The organism is Priestia sp. YIM B13489 (assembly GCF_042787645.1).
GTDB classification, from domain to species: domain Bacteria; phylum Bacillota; class Bacilli; order Bacillales; family Bacillaceae_H; genus Priestia; species Priestia megaterium.
Genome location: NZ_JBHZOQ010000053.1, coordinates 4,343,295 through 4,364,440 on the forward strand (window position 1 = coordinate 4,343,295; position 21,146 = coordinate 4,364,440).

The following is a 21,146-nucleotide window of genomic DNA, read 5'->3' on the forward strand; positions in this document are numbered from 1 at the left end:
CTCCAATTAAGTTAGTCTGTACTTTTTTCCCATAAACCGTGGCGGCGCGGATCAGCGTCACCTTGAATCTTATTTTTCTTTAAGTCTTTCACAAGAGCTTGAACGCCTCCGTAAAACATCGCGTTATCATTGTTTTTTAAGTCATAGCCGTACGTTTTTAAACCATCTTTAGTTGACTGTTTAAGCTTAGCTTCTGAATAAAACTTATGAGAATCAAAAATGACACGCTTGTTTTCTACTGCGTTTTTAATGGAATCTTTGTCTTCAAAATAATCCCCAATTACTTGCGTTAACACTTGAGGAATGCGATTTCCTCCCGGTGTGCCAATGGACATTACCCATTCATCACCTTCACGAATAATGGTAGGGGCTGTAAATGTTCTTGGACGCTTACCGGGTTGACGCTTATTAATTCCTTCCCCAAACGTATTGAGCGTATTATTTAAAAAGAATCCATCTACATATTCACCGCTGCCAAAGAAATTACTCAGCGTATTCGTTGTTGATACAACGGTTCCTTCACCGTCCATGACAACAAAATGAGTGGTACTTTCATGTTCTTCGACGTCGCTTACTTTGGTATGATCTGTTTCAGTATTATTTAATTTATTACGAAGTAAATGCACGTAATGATCGTCGATCCAATCATTTGGCGTTTCTTTTATAAAAGCCGGATCAGCAATTTTTTTCAAGCGGTCTTGATAAGCTACTTTTGAAATTTGACCAAGAAAATGATAATAAAGACTAGGATGCGATTCCTTCAGCTTCCAAATATCTTCTTGATCCGTCATTTTTAACATTTGAATAAGCGTAGCACCAGCAAAAGGCGGAGGTGCTGAAATAATTTGATGACCTTTATAATTCGTCGATAGAGGTTTGCGTTCAACAGGCGCATACTTTCGCAAGTCTTTGTGACTTACTTTTGTTTCTTCTGTAATATCGTCTGCAATCTTCCCTCTATAAAAAGCATTTGGCCCTTCTTCCTTAATCTTTTGCAGCGTGTTCGCTAATTCATGCTGTTTGACAATTTCACCTGTGTTAATGGCGTCCTTATCTGGATAAAAGCTAGGAATTTCATCTTCATTCACATTACCTTTGTATGAAACCAGCCTGTCGTGCAAATCTTTGTCCACTTTATACCCATTCTCAGCATAGTTAATGGCCGGGTCGATTAGTTTGCTCATCGACATAGATCCGTAGTGGTGCTGAATATAATCCATACCAGCAACGAACCCTGGTACGCCAATCTCATCTTCTTTATCATTCTTAGGTGCAATTTCTCGGTAGTCAATAAATGTTGGAGAGGCATCTGCTGGATCAATCAGCATTCCGCCGCCTCCCCCAAGTCCTGATCCGTACGGTTCCACAACGCCAAGCGTGTAGGAAATGGCAATAGCTGCATCAACTGCTGTACCGCCTTGTTTAAGAATTTCCATACCTACTTTTGTGGCGCGAGGATCTGAAGTACTTACTGCATATTCTTGTTTTGGAAACATAAATTGATAAACACATACACCTACTATGAGTGAAAAGATGACAATGGAAACAATAATCGCATTACGTTTATTTATCATCTTTTACCTCCTCTGTGTATGACGGGCTATTAGTTAGCTTGCGCTTCGTTCTTTTTGCGCTCCTCTGCATGTTTTATAATGCGAGAATGATCTAAGTTTAATTCAAACTTGTTTCGTTCTTTTTCTAACAGTTCAGGGTTTGAAGAAAACTTGTTTAAATCGTTATAAATACGCTTCATGCGCCAAGGGTTATCTGTTGGAGTTGGCGTACCTGCTTTAATAACCATTGGAATAACATCAATTTTAGCTTGGCCCTGCTTATTTAAATGATACTGAACCATCGCTGTATTTTTTGTACTTGACCACCCTTGGTCAAAAATAAAGTTTCCTAAGCTATAGAAAATAACCGAACCTTTATATACGTCATATGACTGTAAAACGTGCGGATGGTGACCAATGATAATGTCCGCACCAGCGTCTACCATCGCTTTTGCTAGCCCTTCTTGACGAGGACTTGGCTGTGCATCGTATTCTTCACCCCAGTGGGCATTTACTACAACTAAATCAGCATTTGCTTTCGCTTGCTGAATCGTGCTGAAAATAAGATCCGGATCTGCTTTTAAAATCCCTGGGTTGTTTTTTCCAGCCGACATTCCGTCTGAATGTACATCCGTAAAACCTACGGTTGCAATGCGAATACCGTCAGCATCTTTATACGAAATATGCTTTGCTTCTTCAGAGTTACGGCCAGCACCAACAAAATCTAATTTGTTTGCTTCAAAAGTAGAGATCGTATCTTCTAACCCTTTTGCACTGTAGTCCATTGAATGGTTGTTCGCTAAGTTTAATACGTCGAAACCTGCATTTTTAACAGTCGCTAGATCAGCAGGCTTACTATATAAATGAATACCTTTTTCCATTGCTTTATATGAATCTACGTCATTTGTTAAAATCGGTGTTTCGTAGTTCCCGCTTACGTAATCCGAATTTTTAAAGAACGGCTCCACGTTGCGGAATACAAAATCTTCTCCGTAGCGTTCAGTTACTTCTCTTACATGGCGACCCATCATAATGTCTCCGACCATAGTCATCGTTAAATCATTATTGGCCTCTGGATTAGCCGTCTCAGGGTTTTCAAGAGCATCCGAACGCTCCATCCATCCTGAAAGAGCTAAAATTACGATTAAAATTGGCGTTAAGATAAGAGCTTGCTTGCCCGTTGTAGGCTTTGTTTTCTTTATAAACATCAATACTTTTTCTTGAAAGTTTAATTTTTTCTCTTTCAACGCTTTCACCTTCCTTTACCAGCTGCGGTTTGTTTGTGTATTAAAATAAATAATAAACTTGCATAATTCCAAATGTTACACCACTTAATAAAACCGTTGTTCCAACTGTTAAAGGAAGACCTTGCTTTTGCATTGTATTTGCAATTAAGCCCGGTACAATGATACCAATTCCGCGTAATTCAAACACTTCAAACGGCAAGATCGGGAAGAAATAATCAAATGCAACTTTAATCACAATACCCGTAATTAACATCGCTGTAAATTTGCGACGTCCATATAAAATAACTACTTTTGAGATTCCGTATACGACGATAACATAAGTTAAAATACTAATTAAGAAAATCATTAAAATGGTAATTGGCTGATCAAATACAAGAGCTAAATACCCCGGTACGATAAGACCCGCTGGCAATACGCCCGTTTTTTCTGTAAAAATTAAGCTTAGTGTAACCCCTAACACAAGGGCGATATATAAATCTGATCCGAACATGGAATGGCCTCCTAGATTAAACTGCTTTTCTCATCTTTTTCATTTCAATAATAGCTTCAACAAGCGGCTCGGCTGAACCGTGGATATTTCCGACACCGTATACGATACGATCTTTTAAATAAGGCTTCATGCGCTCTAAAATTTCTTCTGTAGAAGCGCCTTCCATATCCCAGAATTCTTTTGTTGGCAATTCGCCTCTTTGATATGCTGCAGCGATTGGTGAGGTCGTCTGACCAATTGCAATCATTACGTCCGCTTCAATGTATGGCATTACATCTTCAGCAAATTGCTCCGTGCGATCTACACGGTCCGGACGGCAGTTCATAATGACAATAGGAAGTTTTTCACTATAGTTCATTGAATCTACACGTTCCCAAATACGAAGCGTGGAAGAAGCGTCGTTGGCAGCAAATCCATTCACTAAAAAGGCTGGATTTTTTTCATCGCCAAACGTTGTAATTCTCATAGCTCCTGGGTCAGGCTGGGCATTTAACATTCCTCTCATCGCTGTTTCAGCATCGATACCAAGTGCTTCTGCTACTGCTAAACCGATGGAAGCATTATCAGGGAAAACCATATAATCAAATTCACGTAAATACGCTTCAGATACTTTATCATTGTCAGCTACAATAACTTTTGTGTTGCGCTCTGCGGCTATTTTTTTATAGTATTCCAAATATGGACCTTCAATTGTAACAAGGTGGCCATCGTAAGGAATAGTAGCAGTGAACGCTTGAGCAACTTCATCTAGAGTTGGACCCATTACATCCATGTGATCTTCTAGTACGTTTACAATAACGCCTACCTTGGCTTGAATCAGCTGATTTTGGAATGTGATTTGATAATCAGGCTGTACAGCCATACATTCACAAATAAGAGCTTCTGCGCCAATATCGGCAACTTCATTTACCACTCGTCGCTGTTCTCCAATGTTCGGACCTTCTTTACGACGAATAATTGGTTCTTCTTCACTTGTATGCCAGTAGATCATACGCGCTTGTGTTCCTGTCGTTTTTCCTACTGTTTTGTAACCTGCTTCTTTTACAATACCTGTAATCAATCGTGTAACGGTGGATTTTCCGCGAATACCATTAACATTCACTCGTACAGGAATTGAATGCAGCTTGCGTAAATGTCTGCGATACTCCCAAACGCCATACCCTACTAAAAATAGGCAGCATAGGATAATTAAGATCATGTTTCATTCTTCTCCTTCCAAACTTCTCCTGTTGGATACGTTATGAATGCTTTTGATTCATAATGATAGATATACGATTTCATAGTTTCACTCCCTTTATATATGTATGGGAGCTAATCAATTAACAGCGCTAGCATGCTGCTAAAACACCTGCTTTGAAAAATGGACTCGAGTACCAATTTCAACAGCTCTAAAACTATCATCTGCGCTCATTAGTGGTCAATAGCTCAAATGTTATATATTCTTACAATTCCGATTGTCTATTTACAGAATTAAAAACTCATCGTTTTATTTAAAATTTACAGAATAGGTCTAAAGTTTATTTACCTAGAAAAATCCCATCGATACCTTTTTTTACCATAACAACAGGAATATTTTATACACCACTCTTACAATTAACACACGGAAATATTACGTAATTAAAAATTTCTTAACTTTAGAAAACGTTTTGTAATATAAAGGTGGGATAAAAAATATTTTATCCCATTAATTCCTTTTTATGGATATACCAATTGAATTTGTCTAACAACCGTACTTATAAGGATGATAGATAGATATAAAAGTAAAAAAAATACATTTATTTATCATTTTATGCTTACATTTAACTTACTTAAATAGAAAGGACATTAAATATTTTTTTCTAATTATATAAGCATTTAGACTCCATGTGTTCCTAGTTCTTTTGTTGTAATTTTATAGATTTCCTTTATTTAATAATCAATTCAGTAAATCTAAATCTCTTGACTATGGCCTCTTTTCCTATTTTTATTTCAATATTTTCTGAATCTTTCTACCGATAAAGGAGTCTTTCGTCCGTTAAGATTGCCTAGAAAAATGCATGTTTTCTCACTTTTTTGGCATATGATGTTATCATAAAAAGAAGAAGTATCATCAGAAGGAGGAAAACAATGGTTGATACAACCCTTTATTTTCTATTTTCTTTTTGCTATATTGTCCTGTTTTTCTTTAGCATATATGTAGTGCGAAAAAACACTTCGCCGTTTTACATGCTTTTTCTTCCTTTAGTAATAGCTGGACTAATTTACGATAATATAATGATTGGGATTGGTTCATTTATCGGTGAAGGGGATACTTTACGTTCACTCAGCATGCTTCGCTTTTGGTTTCACGCTTTATTTACCCCTACTTTGGTGCTCTTTGCGTATGGCGTAGCGAAATATTCGACGATTACATGGGCTAAAAAACCTGTTGCCGGCATCCTTTTTTTGCTAACTACGTTTGCCTTAATTAGCTATGAAATAATCGAGACGATTAGTCAGCGTATGGAAGTTGTACGTGAATATGGCATTGTTCGCTATACATTAGTAGGATCATCCGGTCCCCCTCTTATGGTTCTCATTGTGGCGATTATTTTGCTTTTTGTTGGAATTTCCTTATTTCGCAAGACGCAATGGAGCAGTATGATGATTGGAGTAGCCGTAATGATTGTAGGAAGTGCTGTGTCAATTCCTATACCAAGCACAGCTGTAACAAATACGTTTGAGCTTATTTTTATCTTCTCTTTATTTTTAACTCAGCGTCATTTAGTGAAAATACATTAAAAAGAAGCGATTCCCTTGCTTCTTTTTTTTACATTTGATATCTTTTACCTAACGAACGTTAGTTAGATTGAGGAGGAGCTTTTCTTGATTGAATTATCAACTGTAGAAAAAATTAGAGCTGCAGCAATGGAGCTCTTTGGAGAAAAAGGCTATACAGAAACATCGCTTGCCGATATCTCATCAAAAGTAGGCATTAAAAAACCTTCCCTGTACGCTCATTTTAAGAACAAAGACGACTTATTTTTACTAACCGTGCATGATTTAATGAATTTATTTTTAACAAAGTTATCTGTTATATACGAACAGCATAAAACAAAGTCTGCTAAAGAACAGCTTCACTGCTTTGTTGTAGATTTCTGCACGATGATTGAAAAAGATTCTTTTGGCCAGATGTACCGTCGTCTTATTTTGTTTCCACCTGAACATTTACAGTCGGAAGTAAAAGCTATTTTCTTAAGAAGCGAACGATTGTCTGATCAAATTCTGCATGCTATTTTTACACATGGAATGGCTGAAGGCGAAATAATTGAACGTCCGATTGATTTGTATATCAATAGCTTTTATTGTTTAACCGACGGACTGTTCATTCAGCGCTTTTATTATGAACCGGAGTATTATGACCAAAAAATTCACGATGCTTGGACGATATTTTGGGAAGGCATACGTGCTAAATAGGCCCTGTAAAAAGGGCTTATTATTATGCAAGGAGGAATTAAAATGGCTTGGATTTACCTTATTATCGCTGGTTTGCTCGAGATTGTATGGGCAATCGGCTTAAAATATTCACACGGATTTACTGAAGTAACTCCAACAATCATTACAATCGTCACAATTGTGATCAGCTTTTATTTCTTTTCAAATGCCTTAAAAAAAATTGCTGTCGGAACAGCTTACGCAGTATTCACTGGTATAGGGGCTGCTGGCACAGCGATACTTGGAATGACCGTTTTAGACGAAGGAGCAAATATTGGAAAGATTTTATTTTTAGGATTAATGATCTTTGGAATCGTTGGTTTAAAGTTGATTTCTACTGAAGAAACAGAAAGAGAGGAATCGTAACATGGCTTGGATTGCATTAATAGCTGCCGGTTTTTGCGAAGTGGGATTTGTGATTTTTTTAAAACTTTCAGATGGGTTTAAGCGGTTGTTTCCTTCGATTGGATTTATCCTTTTCGGTGCAGGAAGTTTTTATCTTCTCTCCTTAGCATTAAAGGAGATACCTATTGGAACAGCTTACGGCATATGGACGGGAGTAGGAGCTGCCGGAAGCGTACTTCTTGGCATGCTTTTCTTTCGTGAAGCAAAAGATATGCGTCGAATTTTATTTATTTTTTGTATTGTAGCAGGTGTAATCGGCCTTAAAATCACTGGATAATGATGTACTACTTCCTTTCTTTTCATGCTATACTAAACTTGTAAACACTTTCAAAAAATAGGAGACGATGACAATGAACCTTGGGTTTGGAGAAATTGCCTTAATTGTATTTGTCGCTCTATTGCTTTTTGGCCCAAAGAAACTGCCGGAATTAGGGAAAGCTGCCGGAAAAACGTTAAAAGAGTTTAAAAACGCTACAAAAGGAATTATGGAAGAAGATGAAAAAGAAAAAGCTCCTCCTAAATAAGAGGCTTATATCTCTTTTAAAAGCTGACTCAAACGTTTGAGTCAGCTTCTTTGTGGTGAGAATATACTGAAATTCGATTTCGACCCGTACGCTTTGCTTCATATAAAGCCTGATCTGCTCCATGGACAATTGAAATCAGCTGTATGTGTTCGGATGGAACGACTGTCATTATTCCAACACTGATTGTGACACACTTAAACACGTCAGAAGCTTGATGGATAATTGCACGCTGCTGCACTTGCTGTCTAATAGCTTCTGCCATTTTTATCGCTTCATATTGATTAGCTCGAGGAAGCAATATACCAAACTCTTCTCCTCCGTATCTTGCAACAAAAGCCGCTTCGTCAAAAACAACGCTTTTAGCAATATTCGCTACTTCTTTTAAGCATTCGTCTCCTTGAATATGGCCATAGGTATCGTTATACGCTTTAAAATAATCAATATCAAATAATAGAAAAGAAAGCGGCTCTTTTTCTTTCTGTGCATATTCCCACTCATTTTCCAGCTGTTTATCAAGAGATCGGCGGTTGTTCAGACCTGTTAAGCCATCTTTCATGGACAGCATTTCAAGCTTTTTATTGGCTTTGCGAAGATCACACTCAGCCTTCTTTTTCTCCGTAATATCTCGATATTCCCAATAGTGGCCAATATACACATGGCCTTCATAGATTGGAATGTAGTCACGCGCATAAATTTTACCGTTAATAAACGTAATTTCTTCATCTACTATTGACTCTTTTGAATAAACGGTGCTTTCTACTGTTTTTAAAAACCTAGCAGGATCTTTCAACATAGGAGCGTGAGATAAAAACAGCTGATTACTTTTCAATCCCACGTATTGATTAGGAGGTCCGGGTATGTCAAACATGTCACAAAAAGTTTGATTAATAACAGCTACTTCGCGCTCTGGCGTTTCAATCATGGTACCTGTCTTTGCATTTTGAATCATAACTGAAAACATTTTAGACAGCTTTTTATGCTGACTTGTCGTTACTCGAGATACATATATATATCTACCTACCAGATACACCAAACACCCACCTATAAAAGAAGCAGGCAGTAAATAAATGATAATTGTAGCAGCGTGCTTGATATCTTTAAAAAGAAAGGACAATGAGAAGAATACGCAAAGCAAGCTAATAGAATTCATTAATTGAAAACGAATAAATGGACGATAAGGTAAGCGAACCGTCCACCCAGACAGTAAAGCCATTACGATAATTGCAGCAGCCCCTATTATTCCGCTTGCCGTAATTCCAAACAAAAGCAGACGCATTACCCCTATAATACAAGCCGCAATGATAGCAGGTACCATTCCTGCATAAAGACAGACAATTGTCACCGCTAAAAAGCGAAGGTCAAGAATAATAGTAGAATCTATTTTAATTGTATATATCATTAAAATGCTGCCTAATAGGCCGTAAGAACATCCGTAATAAATTAAGCGATACATTTTGTACCGGCTTATTCCTTCTACTCTAGAAATGATTTGCTCTCGAACTATACTCGCAGCAAACATGAAAGAAATAATTAACGTGATATTAAAGAGAAGTTGACTCACTTTATTCTTCACCTCTTTCCAAAAAGCTAAAACAAAAAACAATAGGCTTCTTAGCTTACATATTGTTTACTGCCCCTTTTTATAAATCGTGCTGTTCGATTTATCGAACAGCACGATTTTTTCCTTCATTAAATAAAACTCTTCTATCCTCTATTCGTTGCCGACAATCCTCTCTATATAAAGAGTGATTATCTTCCTTTTATACAAGAAATTCTACTTGTTAGTATACTACTAAACTCTATTTGCACACATAATATTTTACCTTTTTTTTAATATTTATCCATTTTCTATTTTTTGTATTTTCGTAAGGTAAGTAGTCAAACTTCAGCAAAAATAAAAAAAGAGCGCCGATACAACGAGCACTCTTTTTTATTTATGGCGTAAAAATTCCCAAAGTCCTGGCGTTTTGGAAAAATCAAACGTCTTAACAGCGGAAAGAATTTTAATCTTTAAATCTTGCTTTACGTCTTCTCTCTCATGCAGCGAAAAGCTTTGAACAGCTTTATTTAGTTTTGGTTCCAGCTTTTTTAATAAACGCCTTGACGCCTCTTCATCTCCAGCTTTCACTTTACTTACAAGCTCATATAGAGTTTCCATTTCTTCACTTCTTTCTTAAGTCAGTTGTTAATTTCTCTACTTTTTCTTCAAGTCTCTTTATATTGTTTTCTACACGCAGTAATAAATAAAAAGAAAGGACAGCAGGAAATCCTACGTTTCCAACAAGTTGAAGCCACTGAGGATCAAACATATCTATCACTCACCTTCATAATTTTTTTCAACTTGCTTAGCGCACGTTGATAATGATTAGAAACCGCTTGCTGAGAAATAGAAAAATAAGCAGCGATTTCTTTATGAGTCCAGCGTTCGACAATAATCAAGTGCAGCATACACTGCTGCTTGGCCGTTAATTGGCGAAATGCATGATGAAGAATACGATTTTCAAGTTGATTTCCTAAAAATTCATGCTCCCATACAGCCCCGTCCTGTACTCCTAGCATATCTTCCACTGTTCGATTTCCATCTAGCGCAGCCGGCTGCTGCAGGCGAAGAGGAATATAAGAACGCTCTTTTTCTTTGATACGCATAACATCTCTGGAATAATGTCTGCAAAGCTTGTTAATATAATGAAGCAATCTAACTTCGCTATAAAACTGATGAAATTCTTTGTTTAGAAGTCTTTGTTCTTTTGTATCATGTTTAACAACCGCTTTTTGTAATCGCTCATAGCGTTCTGGTGTCAAAAATGTATTCATTATATGAGTCTGAAGAGTTGCGCTGTGGTTTGTAAGAAATGTATGAAAGGTACATTCTTTGTCATGCCGCTTTTCTTGCTGCGAATAGAGCTGAGTCATTGTGCAAATCTCCTCCTTTTTTTCTTATACTTATTAAAAAGGGAGAAAAGAGTAAAATAACAACACCAAAAACGAACGCTTGTTCTTATATAAATTTAACTATATTAGGTTTTTTATGTCAATATGATGAATTGCTCATTAATAATGAAAACGACTCAGTAAAAAATAAAAAAGAGATTGAGACATAACGAAATGAATCCAATTTAAAGACGAATAAATAGGATACATGAGCTGATCCCGCTTGTGACACAACAAAAAAAACGAACTACTAATCAAATATTTTGATTAGTGGTTCGTTTTTCACTTCGGCTAAAATATTTTTATCCCGGCCTTTTTATTTCTTCTTCATGTAGAGATTATTCTTCGCCTAAAACGCGGTTAATACGTTTGCGAAGCATCGGCATTCCATTTCCACCCGCTTGGAAATGACGAAGCTGACCTTCTTTATCAAATACATAATATGCTGGTACATATTTATTTTCAAAAGCGTCTGTTAACTTATGCTCACTGTCTACGTAAATTGGCTGAGTAATATCGTGTCCCATTGCCATTGCCTCAATAACACCCATATCTAAGTCATCTTCCGAACGAGGCATATGAACTGCTACAACATTCAATTGATCATCATACTCATCACGAAGATCATTAACTTCAGGCATTGCTTCTTTACATAAATGGCAGCTTACTGACCAAAAGTGGATAAGCGTTGCTTTATCACCTACTAAGTCTTCCTTTGTTACTTCGTCGTTAATCCAAGATGTTGCTCCAGTTAATTCAGGCATTTGTTCACGTAATTTCATTTTAAAATCCTCCTCCACATTAATTAAACTGAATATTCTGTTTTTTATAGTTAGAAAACTGTCTTTTCTATTTTAATGGCAGCAGTAGAGGAATTTCTCCTCTACTCCACCGCTATTTATTAAAGTGTTTTTTGACCTGGTTTCCAGTTAGCTGGGCAAAGTCCGCCAGTTTGAAGAGCTTGAAGTACACGTAATGTTTCTTCTACGCTGCGGCCGATGTTGTTATGGTTTACAACTGCGTATTGCAATTCACCTTCTGGATTAATAATAAACAACCCGCGAAGCGCTACGCCTTCTTCTTCAATTAAGACGCCGTAATCACGTGCTACTGCGTGAGTTGGATCTGCAGCTAATGGATAATTCAAATCTCCAAGTCCATTATCTTTACGATCTGTGTTAATCCAAGCTAAGTGAGTATGAATTGTATCTGTAGAAACGCCTACAACTTCAGCATCTAGATCTTCAAACTCTTCGTAGTGATCTGATAGAGCTGTAATTTCTGTTGGACATACGAATGTAAAGTCCATTGGATAGAAGAACAATACTGTCCATTTACCGTTTTTCATATTTTCTTCTAAACTTACTTTTCCAAATTCCTTATTTGCAAGTACAGCTTCCATTTCGAAGCGTGGTGCTTGTTTTCCTACCATACGTTCTGCCATGTCAAAACCTCTCCTTGTACAATGTATTTCACAAGCTTATGCTTGTATGTATTATTTTTAATGCAATCAATGACAGCTTCTATTTGATAACGATTATTAGTATCATTATAAACTAGTAATGACTATTGATTACATTCTTTATTATACACGAGCTATTATTATAGTCAATACTTTTTTATAATCATTTTAATCTAGGATTGATTATCGAATATTTTCCACTCTTTTTATTCTTTCCTTTGATTAATCCTATGTATGCAGGGATAGATAAAGATAGAAGATACTAAAAAACTTCCCTTGTTTCAACATATTTGCTTTTAAAATGTGCCGAAGCAAGATTTCGAATCTCAATTATGTTCTTTATAGCGACAATAAAAGAGAATGAGACATAACTATCTCAATCCAATTTAGAGACGAACAAATTAGAAAATGATCTAGTATGGATGATGGGTTACACCGCTGTTGATTTTCGTGCAACAGCTAGAAGCAACTTCATACATGAAACCTACTTTTACCCTATCAATAAAAAAATCCGAACGAGCTTGATTCTCCATCAAAAATCAAACTCGTTCGGATCTTTCTTCAACTAAACTACTTTTGCCCAGCCTCTGTTATTTATTATCATTTGGATATACAAGACCGATTTGCTCTCGCACTTTATCCATCACATGCATTGTTAAATATGAATTCTCATAAGAATTTGTGTCCGATTCCATCTTTCCTTGCTTTAACAGCTCTACGAATTCATTTATTTCATAGTACATAGCAGGATAAGGCTGATCGACCGTTAACTCTTCTACCCGTCCGTCATTGTACCGAATTTCTACTTTTTCAGCGGTATGTATTTTGTCAATAATCATACTGCCTTTTTCTCCTTGAATTTCACTTGGCAAATGCGAATTTGTAATTTTAGAATACATGATGACCGCGTCACGATCTTCGTACTCTAAAGCAACTGACCCTTCTCCATCTACTCCAGATTCTAGCATAAACGCCGTTGCCTTTATTTTATGAGGCCCTCCAAACAACGTAATCAGAGGATAAAGACAATATACACCTAAATCCATCAGTGAACCATTTGCAAGCTCTGGCTTAAAGGCATTAAGCACGATACCTTCTTTATATTTATCGTAACGAGAAGAATACTGACAGTAAGATGCAACGTATTTCCGAATTGGACCAATTTTATGTAAGTTCTCTTGAATCACTTTGAAGTTAGGAAGAAGGGTTGATTTCATCGCTTCCATTAGTAACACCTTGTGATTTTTGGCTACTTGAATCATGCGAGTTACTTCTGTTGCATTGGCTGCGAGCGGTTTTTCACACAATACATGCTTGTTATTTTTCAAAAATAAGATAGCTTGTTCCGCATGATAAGCATTTGGAGTAGCAATATACACTGCATCAATTTCAGCACTCGCTGCCATTTCCTCTAAATCAGTAAATATATGAGGAATATCATATTTACCTGCAAATTCTTCTGCTTTTTCAATCGTTCGAGAATAAACAGCTGCCAGCTGAAAGTCGTCTACATACTGAGCTGATTCTAACAGTCGATCTGTTATCCAGTTTGTTCCTATTACACCAAAACGAATCATCTTTTCATCTCCTTTTTATCATCTATGTTGTATTGTATCGTTTTTAAAAAGAAAAACGAAGAAATAATAAAAAATCTATACCATTTTCCATTGCTTTATATTTATTTTGTTCCATAAAAAAACAGCTCACATCAAATGCAAGCTGTTTTTCAATATGACTCAAACGTAAGCTTATGCTTTTTCACCCACTACAGCAAAGCGTTCATTCACATGTTTTTTATTCTCTAACTCATCTATTAAAGCAATCGCGTAATCCGCATAGCTAATATAACTTTCATTTTGACTATTTGTGATCACATGATCTTTTCCTAATTGATAGACTCCCGTGCGAGCACCTTCTGCATCAAAAAAGGCTGCTGGGCTTAAATAAGTCCAATTTATAGTCGACTTTTCAAGTTCTTTTAAACCTTTGCCCATGTTTGAAGCAGTTGGATAATAAGCTGCTGGAAAACCTTCTGTGCTCATTAAAGGCGCTGTTTTTTCTGCATCTACAAATAAACTTCCCGCTCCACCCACTACTGCGAGTCGCGTTTGAACACCTTGAAATACTTTAATAAGTGATTGTATAGACTCAACGTGAAGCTGTTCGCTTCCAGGAGGTGCATTAAATGCATCTACCACAGCATCAAACTGTTCAATATCTTTTGAAGTGATGGCAAAAATATCTTTTTCCATTACGTTTGTTTGATTTTTTAGTTTAGAAGCATTTCGAACAATGGCTATTACTTCATGTCCTCTCTGTTTTGCTTCTTCCATAATTAATTGACCTGCTTTTCCTGTTGCTCCAATAACACCAATTTTCATTTTTATTCTCTCCTTTTATTTTCGTTGTAACCACCACGGTTACATACAACACAAAAAAATTTGAGCTTTTTATAGAACTACTAATTCTTCTTAGCTCGTTGTAACCATTATAGTTACAATTCGCTCAATTTGTCAACCTCGGTATTCATTTTTTTTACGAGATAAAAGATTTTAGTGGTTGCTAAAGATCCATAGAAAAATAGCTTATTTACCATTTCAAAATATATCCATATTTTCAACTTATTTTTATCTCAGAGTACTTTTTTATGAAAAAAGGTTTCTTTTTTATAAAAAAGTGTTATACTAGGTATATTATTTCTTGTTCGGTGTTAACAAATAGAAAGACTTTCTTTAAAGTGATTCTTATTGAAATTGAGCAGAGATAGTAATATATTCGTGGATTTTCCACACAGGAGGTACTACAATGGTACAAGGTAAAGTAAAATGGTTTAATGCAGAAAAAGGTTTTGGATTCATCGAAGTAGAAGGACAAGACGACGTATTCGTACACTTCTCAGCTATCCAAGGCGAAGGTTTCAAATCACTTGAAGAAGGTCAAGAAGTTACATTTGAAATCGAAGATGGAGCTCGTGGACCACAAGCTGCTAACGTTCAAAAGTAATTGATTAAGAAGCTGTCACTAATGTGACAGCTTCTTTTTATGCTCTTTTTTGGATTTTTTATTACATTTTATGAAACTTTATCCTTTTTCAGTCGTATATGATAGTAGAAAAACAAATGAGGAGGATAAAGATGCACTCTATTTCACTATTAAATGTATCTAAAAGTTACGGTTCGTACAAAGCGGTAAAAAACATTAATTTAACCGTAGAAACTGGCGAACTATTCGGCTTTTTAGGCCCTAACGGTGCAGGAAAAACAACGACTATTAAAATGATGACAGGACTATTAGAACCTTCTTCCGGCTCTATTAATGTGTGCGGAATTAATGTGTGGGAGTCCCCTGTTGAAGCAAAACAAAAAATCGCCTACGTTCCTGATCAACCTACACTTTACTTAAAACTCACCGGCATGGAATACTTACAGTTTGTCGCCTCGATTTTTAAATTATCTGCTGACGAATTCGAGAAACGCTCCACTAAATGGTTACATCTTTTTCAGCTAGAAGAACGAGCACATGAACTCATTGAAGGCTACTCACACGGCATGAAACAAAAAATCGCCTTATGCGGAGCGCTTTTACATAACCCTGAAATTATTTTTTTGGACGAACCAACTGTAGGACTTGACCCCAAAAGTGCACGAACGCTAAAGAATCTATTACGTAGGCTTTGCGATAATGGCGTAACGGTCTTTATCACTACTCATATTTTAGAAATTGCTGAACAGCTTTGTGATCGAATTGGCATTATTTTAGATGGAGAAGTTATTGCTTTAGGTTCTATGAAAGAGCTTAGAGAGCAAGCGAACAATAATCAGTCCAGTCTTGAAGACATCTTCCTCGATTTAACAGGAAATGAAGAGCAGCAAAACATTATAGAAGAACTTGCAAAAGCTGGTGAAAATCAATGATGAAACTCTTGCTCCAAACAGAAGGAAAACTACTTCTTAACCATGTTAAATCTTCTAAAAAACAAGCTTACGCCACGATTGGATTTTCTACTTTATTTATTGCTCTTATTGTGTATTTTCTGTCAAAAGGCGTATGGAGCGTGGCACCCTCTCTCTCTTTTGAGACGGTGAGCAGCTTATTTTCTTATAGCTGTTTATTATTAATGGGCATGCTTGTCTTAATGGGAATCCCGCAGGTATTTAAAAACTTGTATTCCTCTTTAGATTTATCCTTTTTATTTACAATGCCCATTCCAACAAAACAGCTTTTTTGGGTGAAATATATTAAGAGTTTCCTTTCTACACCATTAATCATGTTTTTTCTATTTTATATACCGTTGATCGTCTACGGTATGCGAGTTCACGCTCATTTTTTATTCTATATTATTTCCTTAGCCGTTTTATTAAGTACAGCCGTGATAGGCCTTTCTATTTGTTATTTACTTAATCTCCTGTTGGTTCAACTTATTCCTGCACAAAGAGCAAACGAGCTTATGACAGCCATGAGTGCTTTATCAGGTGTTATTGTATATGTATTATTTCAACTTCCCAATTTCAGCTCTAATGGAGCACCTTTTGAAAAAGCAATAACAGCCCTTCCCTTATTTCCCAACTGGACACCTTTTTACTGGGCGAGCACAGCAATAACCTCAAGTGCTAAAGGATCTGTTCATGCTTTTTTACCCGCATTAAGTATTATGGGTTTGGCTTTTCTTAGTGTACTTTTATCTTCTTTTTTAGTAGAAAAAGGATTTAGAACTGGATGGGTTCGTTTAAGTGAAGGAAAAGCCAAAAAAAGAGCTAAAATTTCATTTAGCAAAAAATATCGAGTTCACCATCCAGTTATGGTTATTGGGTTGACAGATTGGAAAAATATAAAAAGAGATTTGCGAGAATGGCTCGTTTTTATGCCTTTTGTATTCTTTCTGATATTTCCTACCATTAGCTTTTTAAAAAGTGGAGCTACTTTAGAGAATATTATTTCTTATAAAGATAATGTATGGCTCGGTGTACAAGTTTTCTTTTTATTTTTTTACGCTCTCTTTAATGGGTCAATGTCTGCTTCTTCAATTGCACGTGAAGCAGAGACAGCATCACTTATAAAAAGTCTGCCGATTTCCAGTTGGCAACTTGCACTAGGTAAGCTGTGGATGAGCTGGTTGCTCCCTTTCATCCTGCTATCAACTATTGAAATTGTTTTAGGCTTGTTCATTCATTGGTCTGCTGTGCAAATAATCAGTGGTATTTTGCTAAAAGGAATTTTAACTATTGGGATTAGCAGTATGGGAATTTGGTTAGGTACCATTGGTGCTAAGCACAACCCTAACAACCCTCAGAACCGTCTTACATTTGGTGTGTCGATTCTCTTAGCAATTTTAGCCTATGTGTATTTATTTATTGCCCTTATTCCATTTGCTTTACTAAACCTCCCTTCTTCATTTAAAGTATTTGCAGACGAACTTGCAGGAAGTGGATTCATTGGTTTCATAGCTGGTCTAGTTTCTGAATTGCTTTCATTTAAAATGGCACATCCTACTATAACTTATCTAATAGGCATTGCTCTTATAATTATCTTTTCAATAGGCATTGCTTTTCTGATGTTAAAACTTAGTACAATACGCTTAAACAAAGGTATTCGAGTGGCAAAAGTACAATCACGTTCCACTTTGGGAAGCCAGAGCTAAACAAAACATTTATAGAGATGAGGCACATACAAGAGTATATTCGTTGAAGGAAGTTCCGAACGAAGTGGATTTTTGATGGAGAATCCACTTCGTTCGGATCTTTTCATTAGGATGATGCACGTAGGATTCATGTATATAATTGCTTCTAGCTGTTGATTGGAGGGCAAGACGCAGACTCCTGCGGGAAAAGCGAAATAGGTGAGACCCCGCAGGAGTGCAAGCGACGAGGAGGCTCACCGGCCGCCCGCGGAAAGCGAAGTCTTGAACGGAAATCAACAGCGGTGTAACAAGTAGTGATATCTATTAGATGATTTATACCATTTGTTCGTCTTTAGATTAAATTGATATAGTTATGTCTCAACCTCGTTTTTAACCAATTAAAATTTGGTTTTCCTGCCAAAGATTGGTCAAGTTCGCATCAGCGAGCCGCTGATGCGTCTCTTTTACGCTAAGCCAGCGATGCTTGTTGAAAACAAAGCGAGTTTCGGGAAGTTCAGTCCATATTTCCTGTACAGACTGCACATTTAATAGAACAAAGTTTGCTTCGTTTCCTTCTTCCACTCCATACTTTTCTTTTCCAATCAGCCGGGCTGGTATACTTGTAATCATTCGGAGCAACTGCCGCTGATCATCCGGACTTCCCATATGTGCAGCATAGGCAGTTAGTAACCCTACTTGCAGCAAGTCTGCTTTTCCAAACGGATGAAAGGGGTCGTTCACGTTATCAGATGCAGTAGCAATTGGAATCGCTGCTTTTTGTATGTCGCGAATACGCGTTACGCCTCGTCTTACAATTCCTTTATCTTCTCTTCCCTGTAAATATAAATTAGAAGCAGGTAATGTGACAACTCCAATTTTCGCCTGTTTTAAAAGGTTTAAGATTTCTTTCACTTTTGCATCAGTCATTCCTGCAAGCGAGCAAAGATGCCCCACTACCACTTTTCCTTCCATATTTAATTCAATTGTTCTGTGAGCAATATTAATTATTGTATCAACAGACGGATCATCGCTTTCATCCACATGTAAGTCAAGAGGTTTATTATAGGCTTGAGCCAGCGAAAATAGAGCATCAATCTCTTTTTCTGGATTTCTAGCTAAATGAGGACAGCCTCCAATCGCATCAATTTCAAGGTCGAATGCTCGTTCAATTTTATTCATCTTATGCATATCATCAATGTCTAGGTTAGAGAATAGCGGAACAACCTGCACGTCCATATACGGGCTTAATTCATCTCTCACTTCGACAGCCGCTTGTAAACTTCGAAATAAACTATCTTCTTCCATGCTGCAGTCAAAATCAATATGCGTTCGAATCGTAGTCGTACCGTTAGCTAATGCCTGCAAAGCAGTTTTTAACATTCGCTGCTTAATTTCTTCTTCTGGAAATGCCGGCAGGCTGCTGCTGTAATTTTTAATGGCTTCTTGAAGAGTTCCAGATATATTGGGCACTTGAGGAAGCGAATGAGCTTTGTCTAAATGCATATGCATATCTACAAATCCTGGTAATAGCACACGACCCTGTGCATCAAGTGACGTTTCTTTTCCTAACACGGCCGCGTGCAGCGGAAAAAACTCGTCACCTTCAAGATAGCCGTTTTGTAAAACGATAGAAGTATACATTCCATTTGAAATTTTCACTTCAAAAAGAGCGTGGTCGTGCATAATTGGCAAACGAACATTAATTAAGTGAAGCAACATAATTCCCTCCTCAATTTTTCAACTTCTTCATTTTTCATAGACCGCTTTATCTTCTCTATCATTTATTGTTTAAAGCATTAATTCGCCAAATTTCGCAAATCACCTTCTCTTTAGAGATCTTTATTTACAGAGAAAAAAGCAAGAACAAAAAAAGGAGCAGCGTCCCCACGCTGCTCATCAAAGAAAAAATGCTAGAAAATAGATAGAATATACTTCCCATGGTTAAATGAGGGCTTACAGATAAAGCTTCAGTGAGTGATTTCATGCTTTGCATCGCTATTCTCCCCAGAAAGCAATGCAGATACAAACAAGAAATTTTCATCACTCGCTCATACTGTAAATAGACACATAAGAAAAAGCCCAAACAAAGGCAGGTCTCTCAAATACAATGAGCAAAAACCTACCCGCCTGGGCTTTTATCCCTTCGGTGTCATATCCACTTCTTTTCAAAAATGAATATGTGAATCGCTTGGACCAAACTTTCTACTGACGTAAAAATGGGAACCTAGATTCACTTTTTACTCATAGTCCTATCATTTACGGTGATAAGGTAGAAACGTCTGAGCCATATTCTCAAACATATATGAGTGAACCGTATTTAGCTTTTTCTTGTCTACAAATATACTATAGGTCTTTCTGTAAGTCAACTATAAACGAATAATCTTTTTAATAAAATTATATATAGTTCGCTTTTTACAAAAGTTTACTTTTTCAAAAAGTTTGTTAAACTATCTAACACAGTAGTTGCATCTTCCTATAATCCTGCTTATACTTCGAACTACTTACATTACCTATAAAGGTCTTCGCTCTGTTGAAGACAAAAAAGCGATCTAGGGTTCCGTTTAACACATGTTAAAGGCTGGTCCGAGAGAGAGCGTACGGAATGGTTCCGTATACATAAGGGGATAAAAGAGCCGCCTCTAAGTCGAAAACTCGGCTCAGAGGCAGCTCTTTTGAATTATGAAAACCTTAATTTAAAAACTCTCTTATTTTAAGGTAGTGCTTATTTAGGCAGATCCTTTTTTATGTATCTTTTCTCTTTTTCATCCACCAGCCTGCACCAACTATCACTCCGATTACGAGAATAACAAATATTAAACGATCAACATCATGCAAATATTTTTGGATTTTTTCAATATCTCCAAGTCCTCCTACATAGAGCAAAAAAACAAACCACGGAAAAATACCTAAGGTGCTGTATAAAACAAAGTCCCTAGATTTGATTTTACTAAGACCTGCCAAATAGGTTATATAGTTTGCGATACTGATGGGACGGGAAATCGTAATACTCCATTTTCCATATTTATGAAACCATTTTTGGGCACGTTTTATATTTTTTTCACCAAACCAGCGCTTGGTAATAGATTCAAACCTGTATCCCATAACGAACGGAATATAGTTGAATGCGATATAAATAACGGTATTAACAGCTGAAACAATAAGGATTTTCCATATTGAGAGCTGCAGCACCGAGCCAATAAGCAAAATCGATAACGTACACGGAAAAGGAATTGCCGCAGCTTCGATTGCTGTAGCAATAAAGATGCCCACTATGCCTAAATTTTGTACAAAATCAATAAATCCTTGCACCTTTTTTCTCCTTTCAATCATACAAATTTCACGTTCTTTCATCATAACTCAAACTATTCAAAATTTCACGATTTCAAAGCAATTTTACTAGTAAAAAAAGCTCATACGCACCCGTTTGCTATATTCGATTATCTTCTATCATATGCAGTTCATAA

Annotated in this window: 22 protein-coding genes and 1 riboswitch; of the genes, 8 read left to right on the forward strand and 14 right to left on the reverse strand. The window is 36.7% G+C overall.

Going from position 1 to position 21,146, the window contains the following annotated elements; genetic code table 11:
* Positions 1-11: 11 nt before the first annotated feature.
* The 4 genes from ACFX4W_RS28245 to pgsB are packed head-to-tail and all read right to left on the reverse strand — an operon-like array spanning position 12 to position 4,488.
* Positions 12-1,574, reverse strand: coding sequence for a gamma-glutamyltransferase family protein (locus tag ACFX4W_RS28245; protein WP_043980064.1), 1,563 nt, complete (start codon positions 1,572-1,574; stop codon positions 12-14).
* A gap of 29 nt (positions 1,575-1,603) precedes the next feature.
* Positions 1,604-2,800: a CapA family protein gene (locus ACFX4W_RS28250; RefSeq protein ID WP_013082012.1), complete on the reverse strand. Its 1,197-nt coding sequence runs from the start codon at positions 2,798-2,800 to the stop codon at positions 1,604-1,606.
* A 40-nt stretch (positions 2,801-2,840) separates the two neighbouring features.
* Complete coding sequence (gene pgsC, locus ACFX4W_RS28255; RefSeq protein ID WP_013055707.1) at positions 2,841-3,290, reverse strand: poly-gamma-glutamate biosynthesis protein PgsC; 450 nt, start codon at positions 3,288-3,290, stop codon at positions 2,841-2,843.
* A gap of 16 nt (positions 3,291-3,306) precedes the next feature.
* Positions 3,307-4,488, reverse strand: coding sequence for a poly-gamma-glutamate synthase PgsB (gene pgsB, locus ACFX4W_RS28260; protein WP_016763263.1), 1,182 nt, complete (start codon positions 4,486-4,488; stop codon positions 3,307-3,309).
* 908 nt (positions 4,489-5,396) lie between these two features.
* Between pgsB and ACFX4W_RS28265 the strand changes: the two genes are divergently transcribed.
* From ACFX4W_RS28265 to ACFX4W_RS28285, 5 genes are all read left to right on the forward strand, one after another.
* Positions 5,397-6,050 carry a hypothetical protein gene (locus tag ACFX4W_RS28265; protein WP_280559133.1) on the forward strand — a complete coding sequence of 218 codons (654 nt, stop codon included), beginning with the start codon at positions 5,397-5,399 and terminating at the stop codon, positions 6,048-6,050.
* A gap of 84 nt (positions 6,051-6,134) precedes the next feature.
* Positions 6,135-6,725, forward strand: a complete 591-nt coding sequence (locus ACFX4W_RS28270) for a TetR/AcrR family transcriptional regulator (protein ID WP_237074568.1) — start codon at positions 6,135-6,137, stop codon at positions 6,723-6,725.
* Between the two features lie 42 nt (positions 6,726-6,767).
* Positions 6,768-7,109: a quaternary ammonium compound efflux SMR transporter SugE gene (sugE, locus tag ACFX4W_RS28275; protein WP_043980074.1), complete on the forward strand. Its 342-nt coding sequence runs from the start codon at positions 6,768-6,770 to the stop codon at positions 7,107-7,109.
* Between the two features lies 1 nt (position 7,110).
* Positions 7,111-7,425 (forward strand): DMT family transporter, encoded by a 315-nt coding sequence (locus ACFX4W_RS28280; RefSeq protein ID WP_013082006.1) that lies wholly within the window; start codon positions 7,111-7,113, stop codon positions 7,423-7,425.
* A gap of 73 nt (positions 7,426-7,498) precedes the next feature.
* Complete coding sequence (locus ACFX4W_RS28285; protein WP_013055701.1) at positions 7,499-7,672, forward strand: twin-arginine translocase TatA/TatE family subunit; 174 nt, start codon at positions 7,499-7,501, stop codon at positions 7,670-7,672.
* A gap of 28 nt (positions 7,673-7,700) precedes the next feature.
* On the opposite strand, the gene ACFX4W_RS28290 is transcribed toward ACFX4W_RS28285, so the two are convergent.
* The 8 genes from ACFX4W_RS28290 to ACFX4W_RS28325 form a co-directional block, all read right to left on the reverse strand.
* On the reverse strand, positions 7,701-9,233 hold the full coding sequence (locus ACFX4W_RS28290; protein ID WP_237074566.1) for a sensor domain-containing diguanylate cyclase: 1,533 nt from the start codon (positions 9,231-9,233) through the stop codon (positions 7,701-7,703).
* Positions 9,234-9,602: 369 nt separating this feature from the next.
* Entirely contained in the window at positions 9,603-9,830 is a 228-nt protein-coding gene (locus ACFX4W_RS28295; RefSeq protein WP_043980077.1) for a helix-turn-helix domain-containing protein, read from the reverse strand.
* Positions 9,831-9,834: 4 nt separating this feature from the next.
* A complete protein-coding gene (locus tag ACFX4W_RS28300) occupies positions 9,835-9,981 on the reverse strand; it encodes a YvrJ family protein (protein ID WP_013082003.1) in 147 nt (48 codons plus the stop codon).
* On the reverse strand, positions 9,974-10,585 hold the full coding sequence (locus ACFX4W_RS28305) for a sigma-70 family RNA polymerase sigma factor (protein WP_043980080.1): 612 nt from the start codon (positions 10,583-10,585) through the stop codon (positions 9,974-9,976). The genes ACFX4W_RS28300 and ACFX4W_RS28305 overlap by 8 nt, the downstream gene beginning before the upstream one ends.
* A 356-nt stretch (positions 10,586-10,941) precedes the next feature.
* Entirely contained in the window at positions 10,942-11,385 is a 444-nt protein-coding gene (locus tag ACFX4W_RS28310) for a TlpA family protein disulfide reductase (RefSeq protein WP_013055693.1), read from the reverse strand.
* A 119-nt stretch (positions 11,386-11,504) separates the two neighbouring features.
* Positions 11,505-12,047: a peroxiredoxin gene (locus tag ACFX4W_RS28315; RefSeq protein WP_014461319.1), complete on the reverse strand. Its 543-nt coding sequence runs from the start codon at positions 12,045-12,047 to the stop codon at positions 11,505-11,507.
* A 608-nt stretch (positions 12,048-12,655) separates the two neighbouring features.
* Complete coding sequence (locus ACFX4W_RS28320; RefSeq protein WP_280559132.1) at positions 12,656-13,642, reverse strand: Gfo/Idh/MocA family protein; 987 nt, start codon at positions 13,640-13,642, stop codon at positions 12,656-12,658.
* Positions 13,643-13,813: 171 nt separating this feature from the next.
* Positions 13,814-14,446, reverse strand: coding sequence for an NAD(P)-dependent oxidoreductase (locus tag ACFX4W_RS28325; RefSeq protein WP_280559131.1), 633 nt, complete (start codon positions 14,444-14,446; stop codon positions 13,814-13,816).
* Positions 14,447-14,870: 424 nt separating this feature from the next.
* Here ACFX4W_RS28325 and ACFX4W_RS28330 point away from each other — a divergent pair, with 424 nt between their 5' ends.
* From ACFX4W_RS28330 to ACFX4W_RS28340, 3 genes are all read left to right on the forward strand, one after another.
* Positions 14,871-15,068 (forward strand): cold-shock protein, encoded by a 198-nt coding sequence (locus ACFX4W_RS28330; RefSeq protein WP_013055689.1) that lies wholly within the window; start codon positions 14,871-14,873, stop codon positions 15,066-15,068.
* Positions 15,069-15,199: 131 nt separating this feature from the next.
* Complete coding sequence (locus ACFX4W_RS28335) at positions 15,200-15,979, forward strand: ABC transporter ATP-binding protein (protein ID WP_230183680.1); 780 nt, start codon at positions 15,200-15,202, stop codon at positions 15,977-15,979.
* Positions 15,976-17,703, forward strand: a complete 1,728-nt coding sequence (locus ACFX4W_RS28340; RefSeq protein ID WP_342357498.1) for a putative ABC transporter permease subunit — start codon at positions 15,976-15,978, stop codon at positions 17,701-17,703. The genes ACFX4W_RS28335 and ACFX4W_RS28340 overlap by 4 nt, the downstream gene beginning before the upstream one ends.
* 369 nt (positions 17,704-18,072) lie before the next feature.
* Here ACFX4W_RS28340 and ACFX4W_RS28345 read toward each other — a convergent pair whose 3' ends face one another.
* Complete coding sequence (locus ACFX4W_RS28345) at positions 18,073-19,401, reverse strand: amidohydrolase family protein (RefSeq protein WP_043980091.1); 1,329 nt, start codon at positions 19,399-19,401, stop codon at positions 18,073-18,075.
* A 505-nt stretch (positions 19,402-19,906) separates the two neighbouring features.
* Positions 19,907-20,008: riboswitch (purine riboswitch) on the reverse strand.
* Between the two features lie 416 nt (positions 20,009-20,424).
* Entirely contained in the window at positions 20,425-20,991 is a 567-nt protein-coding gene (locus ACFX4W_RS28350; protein WP_230183675.1) for a DedA family protein, read from the reverse strand.
* Positions 20,992-21,146: the final 155 nt, after the last annotated feature.

What these genes read in the sequence shown, in the direction of transcription:
- ACFX4W_RS28325 (WP_280559131.1), bottom strand. Translation starts at nt 14,446, where the DNA reads ATGAAAATTGGTGTTATTGGAGCAACAGGAAAAGCAGGTCAATTAATT.
- ACFX4W_RS28295 (WP_043980077.1), bottom strand. Translation starts at nt 9,830, where the DNA reads ATGGAAACTCTATATGAGCTTGTAAGTAAAGTGAAAGCTGGAGATGAA.
- ACFX4W_RS28280 (WP_013082006.1), top strand. Translation starts at nt 7,111, where the DNA reads ATGGCTTGGATTGCATTAATAGCTGCCGGTTTTTGCGAAGTGGGATTT.
- ACFX4W_RS28305 (WP_043980080.1), bottom strand. Translation starts at nt 10,585, where the DNA reads ATGACTCAGCTCTATTCGCAGCAAGAAAAGCGGCATGACAAAGAATGT.
- ACFX4W_RS28320 (WP_280559132.1), bottom strand. Translation starts at nt 13,642, where the DNA reads ATGATTCGTTTTGGTGTAATAGGAACAAACTGGATAACAGATCGACTG.
- ACFX4W_RS28315 (WP_014461319.1), bottom strand. Translation starts at nt 12,047, where the DNA reads ATGGCAGAACGTATGGTAGGAAAACAAGCACCACGCTTCGAAATGGAA.
- ACFX4W_RS28285 (WP_013055701.1), top strand. Translation starts at nt 7,499, where the DNA reads ATGAACCTTGGGTTTGGAGAAATTGCCTTAATTGTATTTGTCGCTCTA.
- sugE (WP_043980074.1), top strand. Translation starts at nt 6,768, where the DNA reads ATGGCTTGGATTTACCTTATTATCGCTGGTTTGCTCGAGATTGTATGG.
- ACFX4W_RS28245 (WP_043980064.1), bottom strand. Translation starts at nt 1,574, where the DNA reads ATGATAAATAAACGTAATGCGATTATTGTTTCCATTGTCATCTTTTCA.
- ACFX4W_RS28345 (WP_043980091.1), bottom strand. Translation starts at nt 19,401, where the DNA reads ATGTTGCTTCACTTAATTAATGTTCGTTTGCCAATTATGCACGACCAC.
- ACFX4W_RS28310 (WP_013055693.1), bottom strand. Translation starts at nt 11,385, where the DNA reads ATGAAATTACGTGAACAAATGCCTGAATTAACTGGAGCAACATCTTGG.
- ACFX4W_RS28265 (WP_280559133.1), top strand. Translation starts at nt 5,397, where the DNA reads ATGGTTGATACAACCCTTTATTTTCTATTTTCTTTTTGCTATATTGTC.
- ACFX4W_RS28300 (WP_013082003.1), bottom strand. Translation starts at nt 9,981, where the DNA reads ATGTTTGATCCTCAGTGGCTTCAACTTGTTGGAAACGTAGGATTTCCT.
- pgsC (WP_013055707.1), bottom strand. Translation starts at nt 3,290, where the DNA reads ATGTTCGGATCAGATTTATATATCGCCCTTGTGTTAGGGGTTACACTA.
- ACFX4W_RS28335 (WP_230183680.1), top strand. Translation starts at nt 15,200, where the DNA reads ATGCACTCTATTTCACTATTAAATGTATCTAAAAGTTACGGTTCGTAC.
- ACFX4W_RS28340 (WP_342357498.1), top strand. Translation starts at nt 15,976, where the DNA reads ATGATGAAACTCTTGCTCCAAACAGAAGGAAAACTACTTCTTAACCAT.
- pgsB (WP_016763263.1), bottom strand. Translation starts at nt 4,488, where the DNA reads ATGATCTTAATTATCCTATGCTGCCTATTTTTAGTAGGGTATGGCGTT.
- ACFX4W_RS28330 (WP_013055689.1), top strand. Translation starts at nt 14,871, where the DNA reads ATGGTACAAGGTAAAGTAAAATGGTTTAATGCAGAAAAAGGTTTTGGA.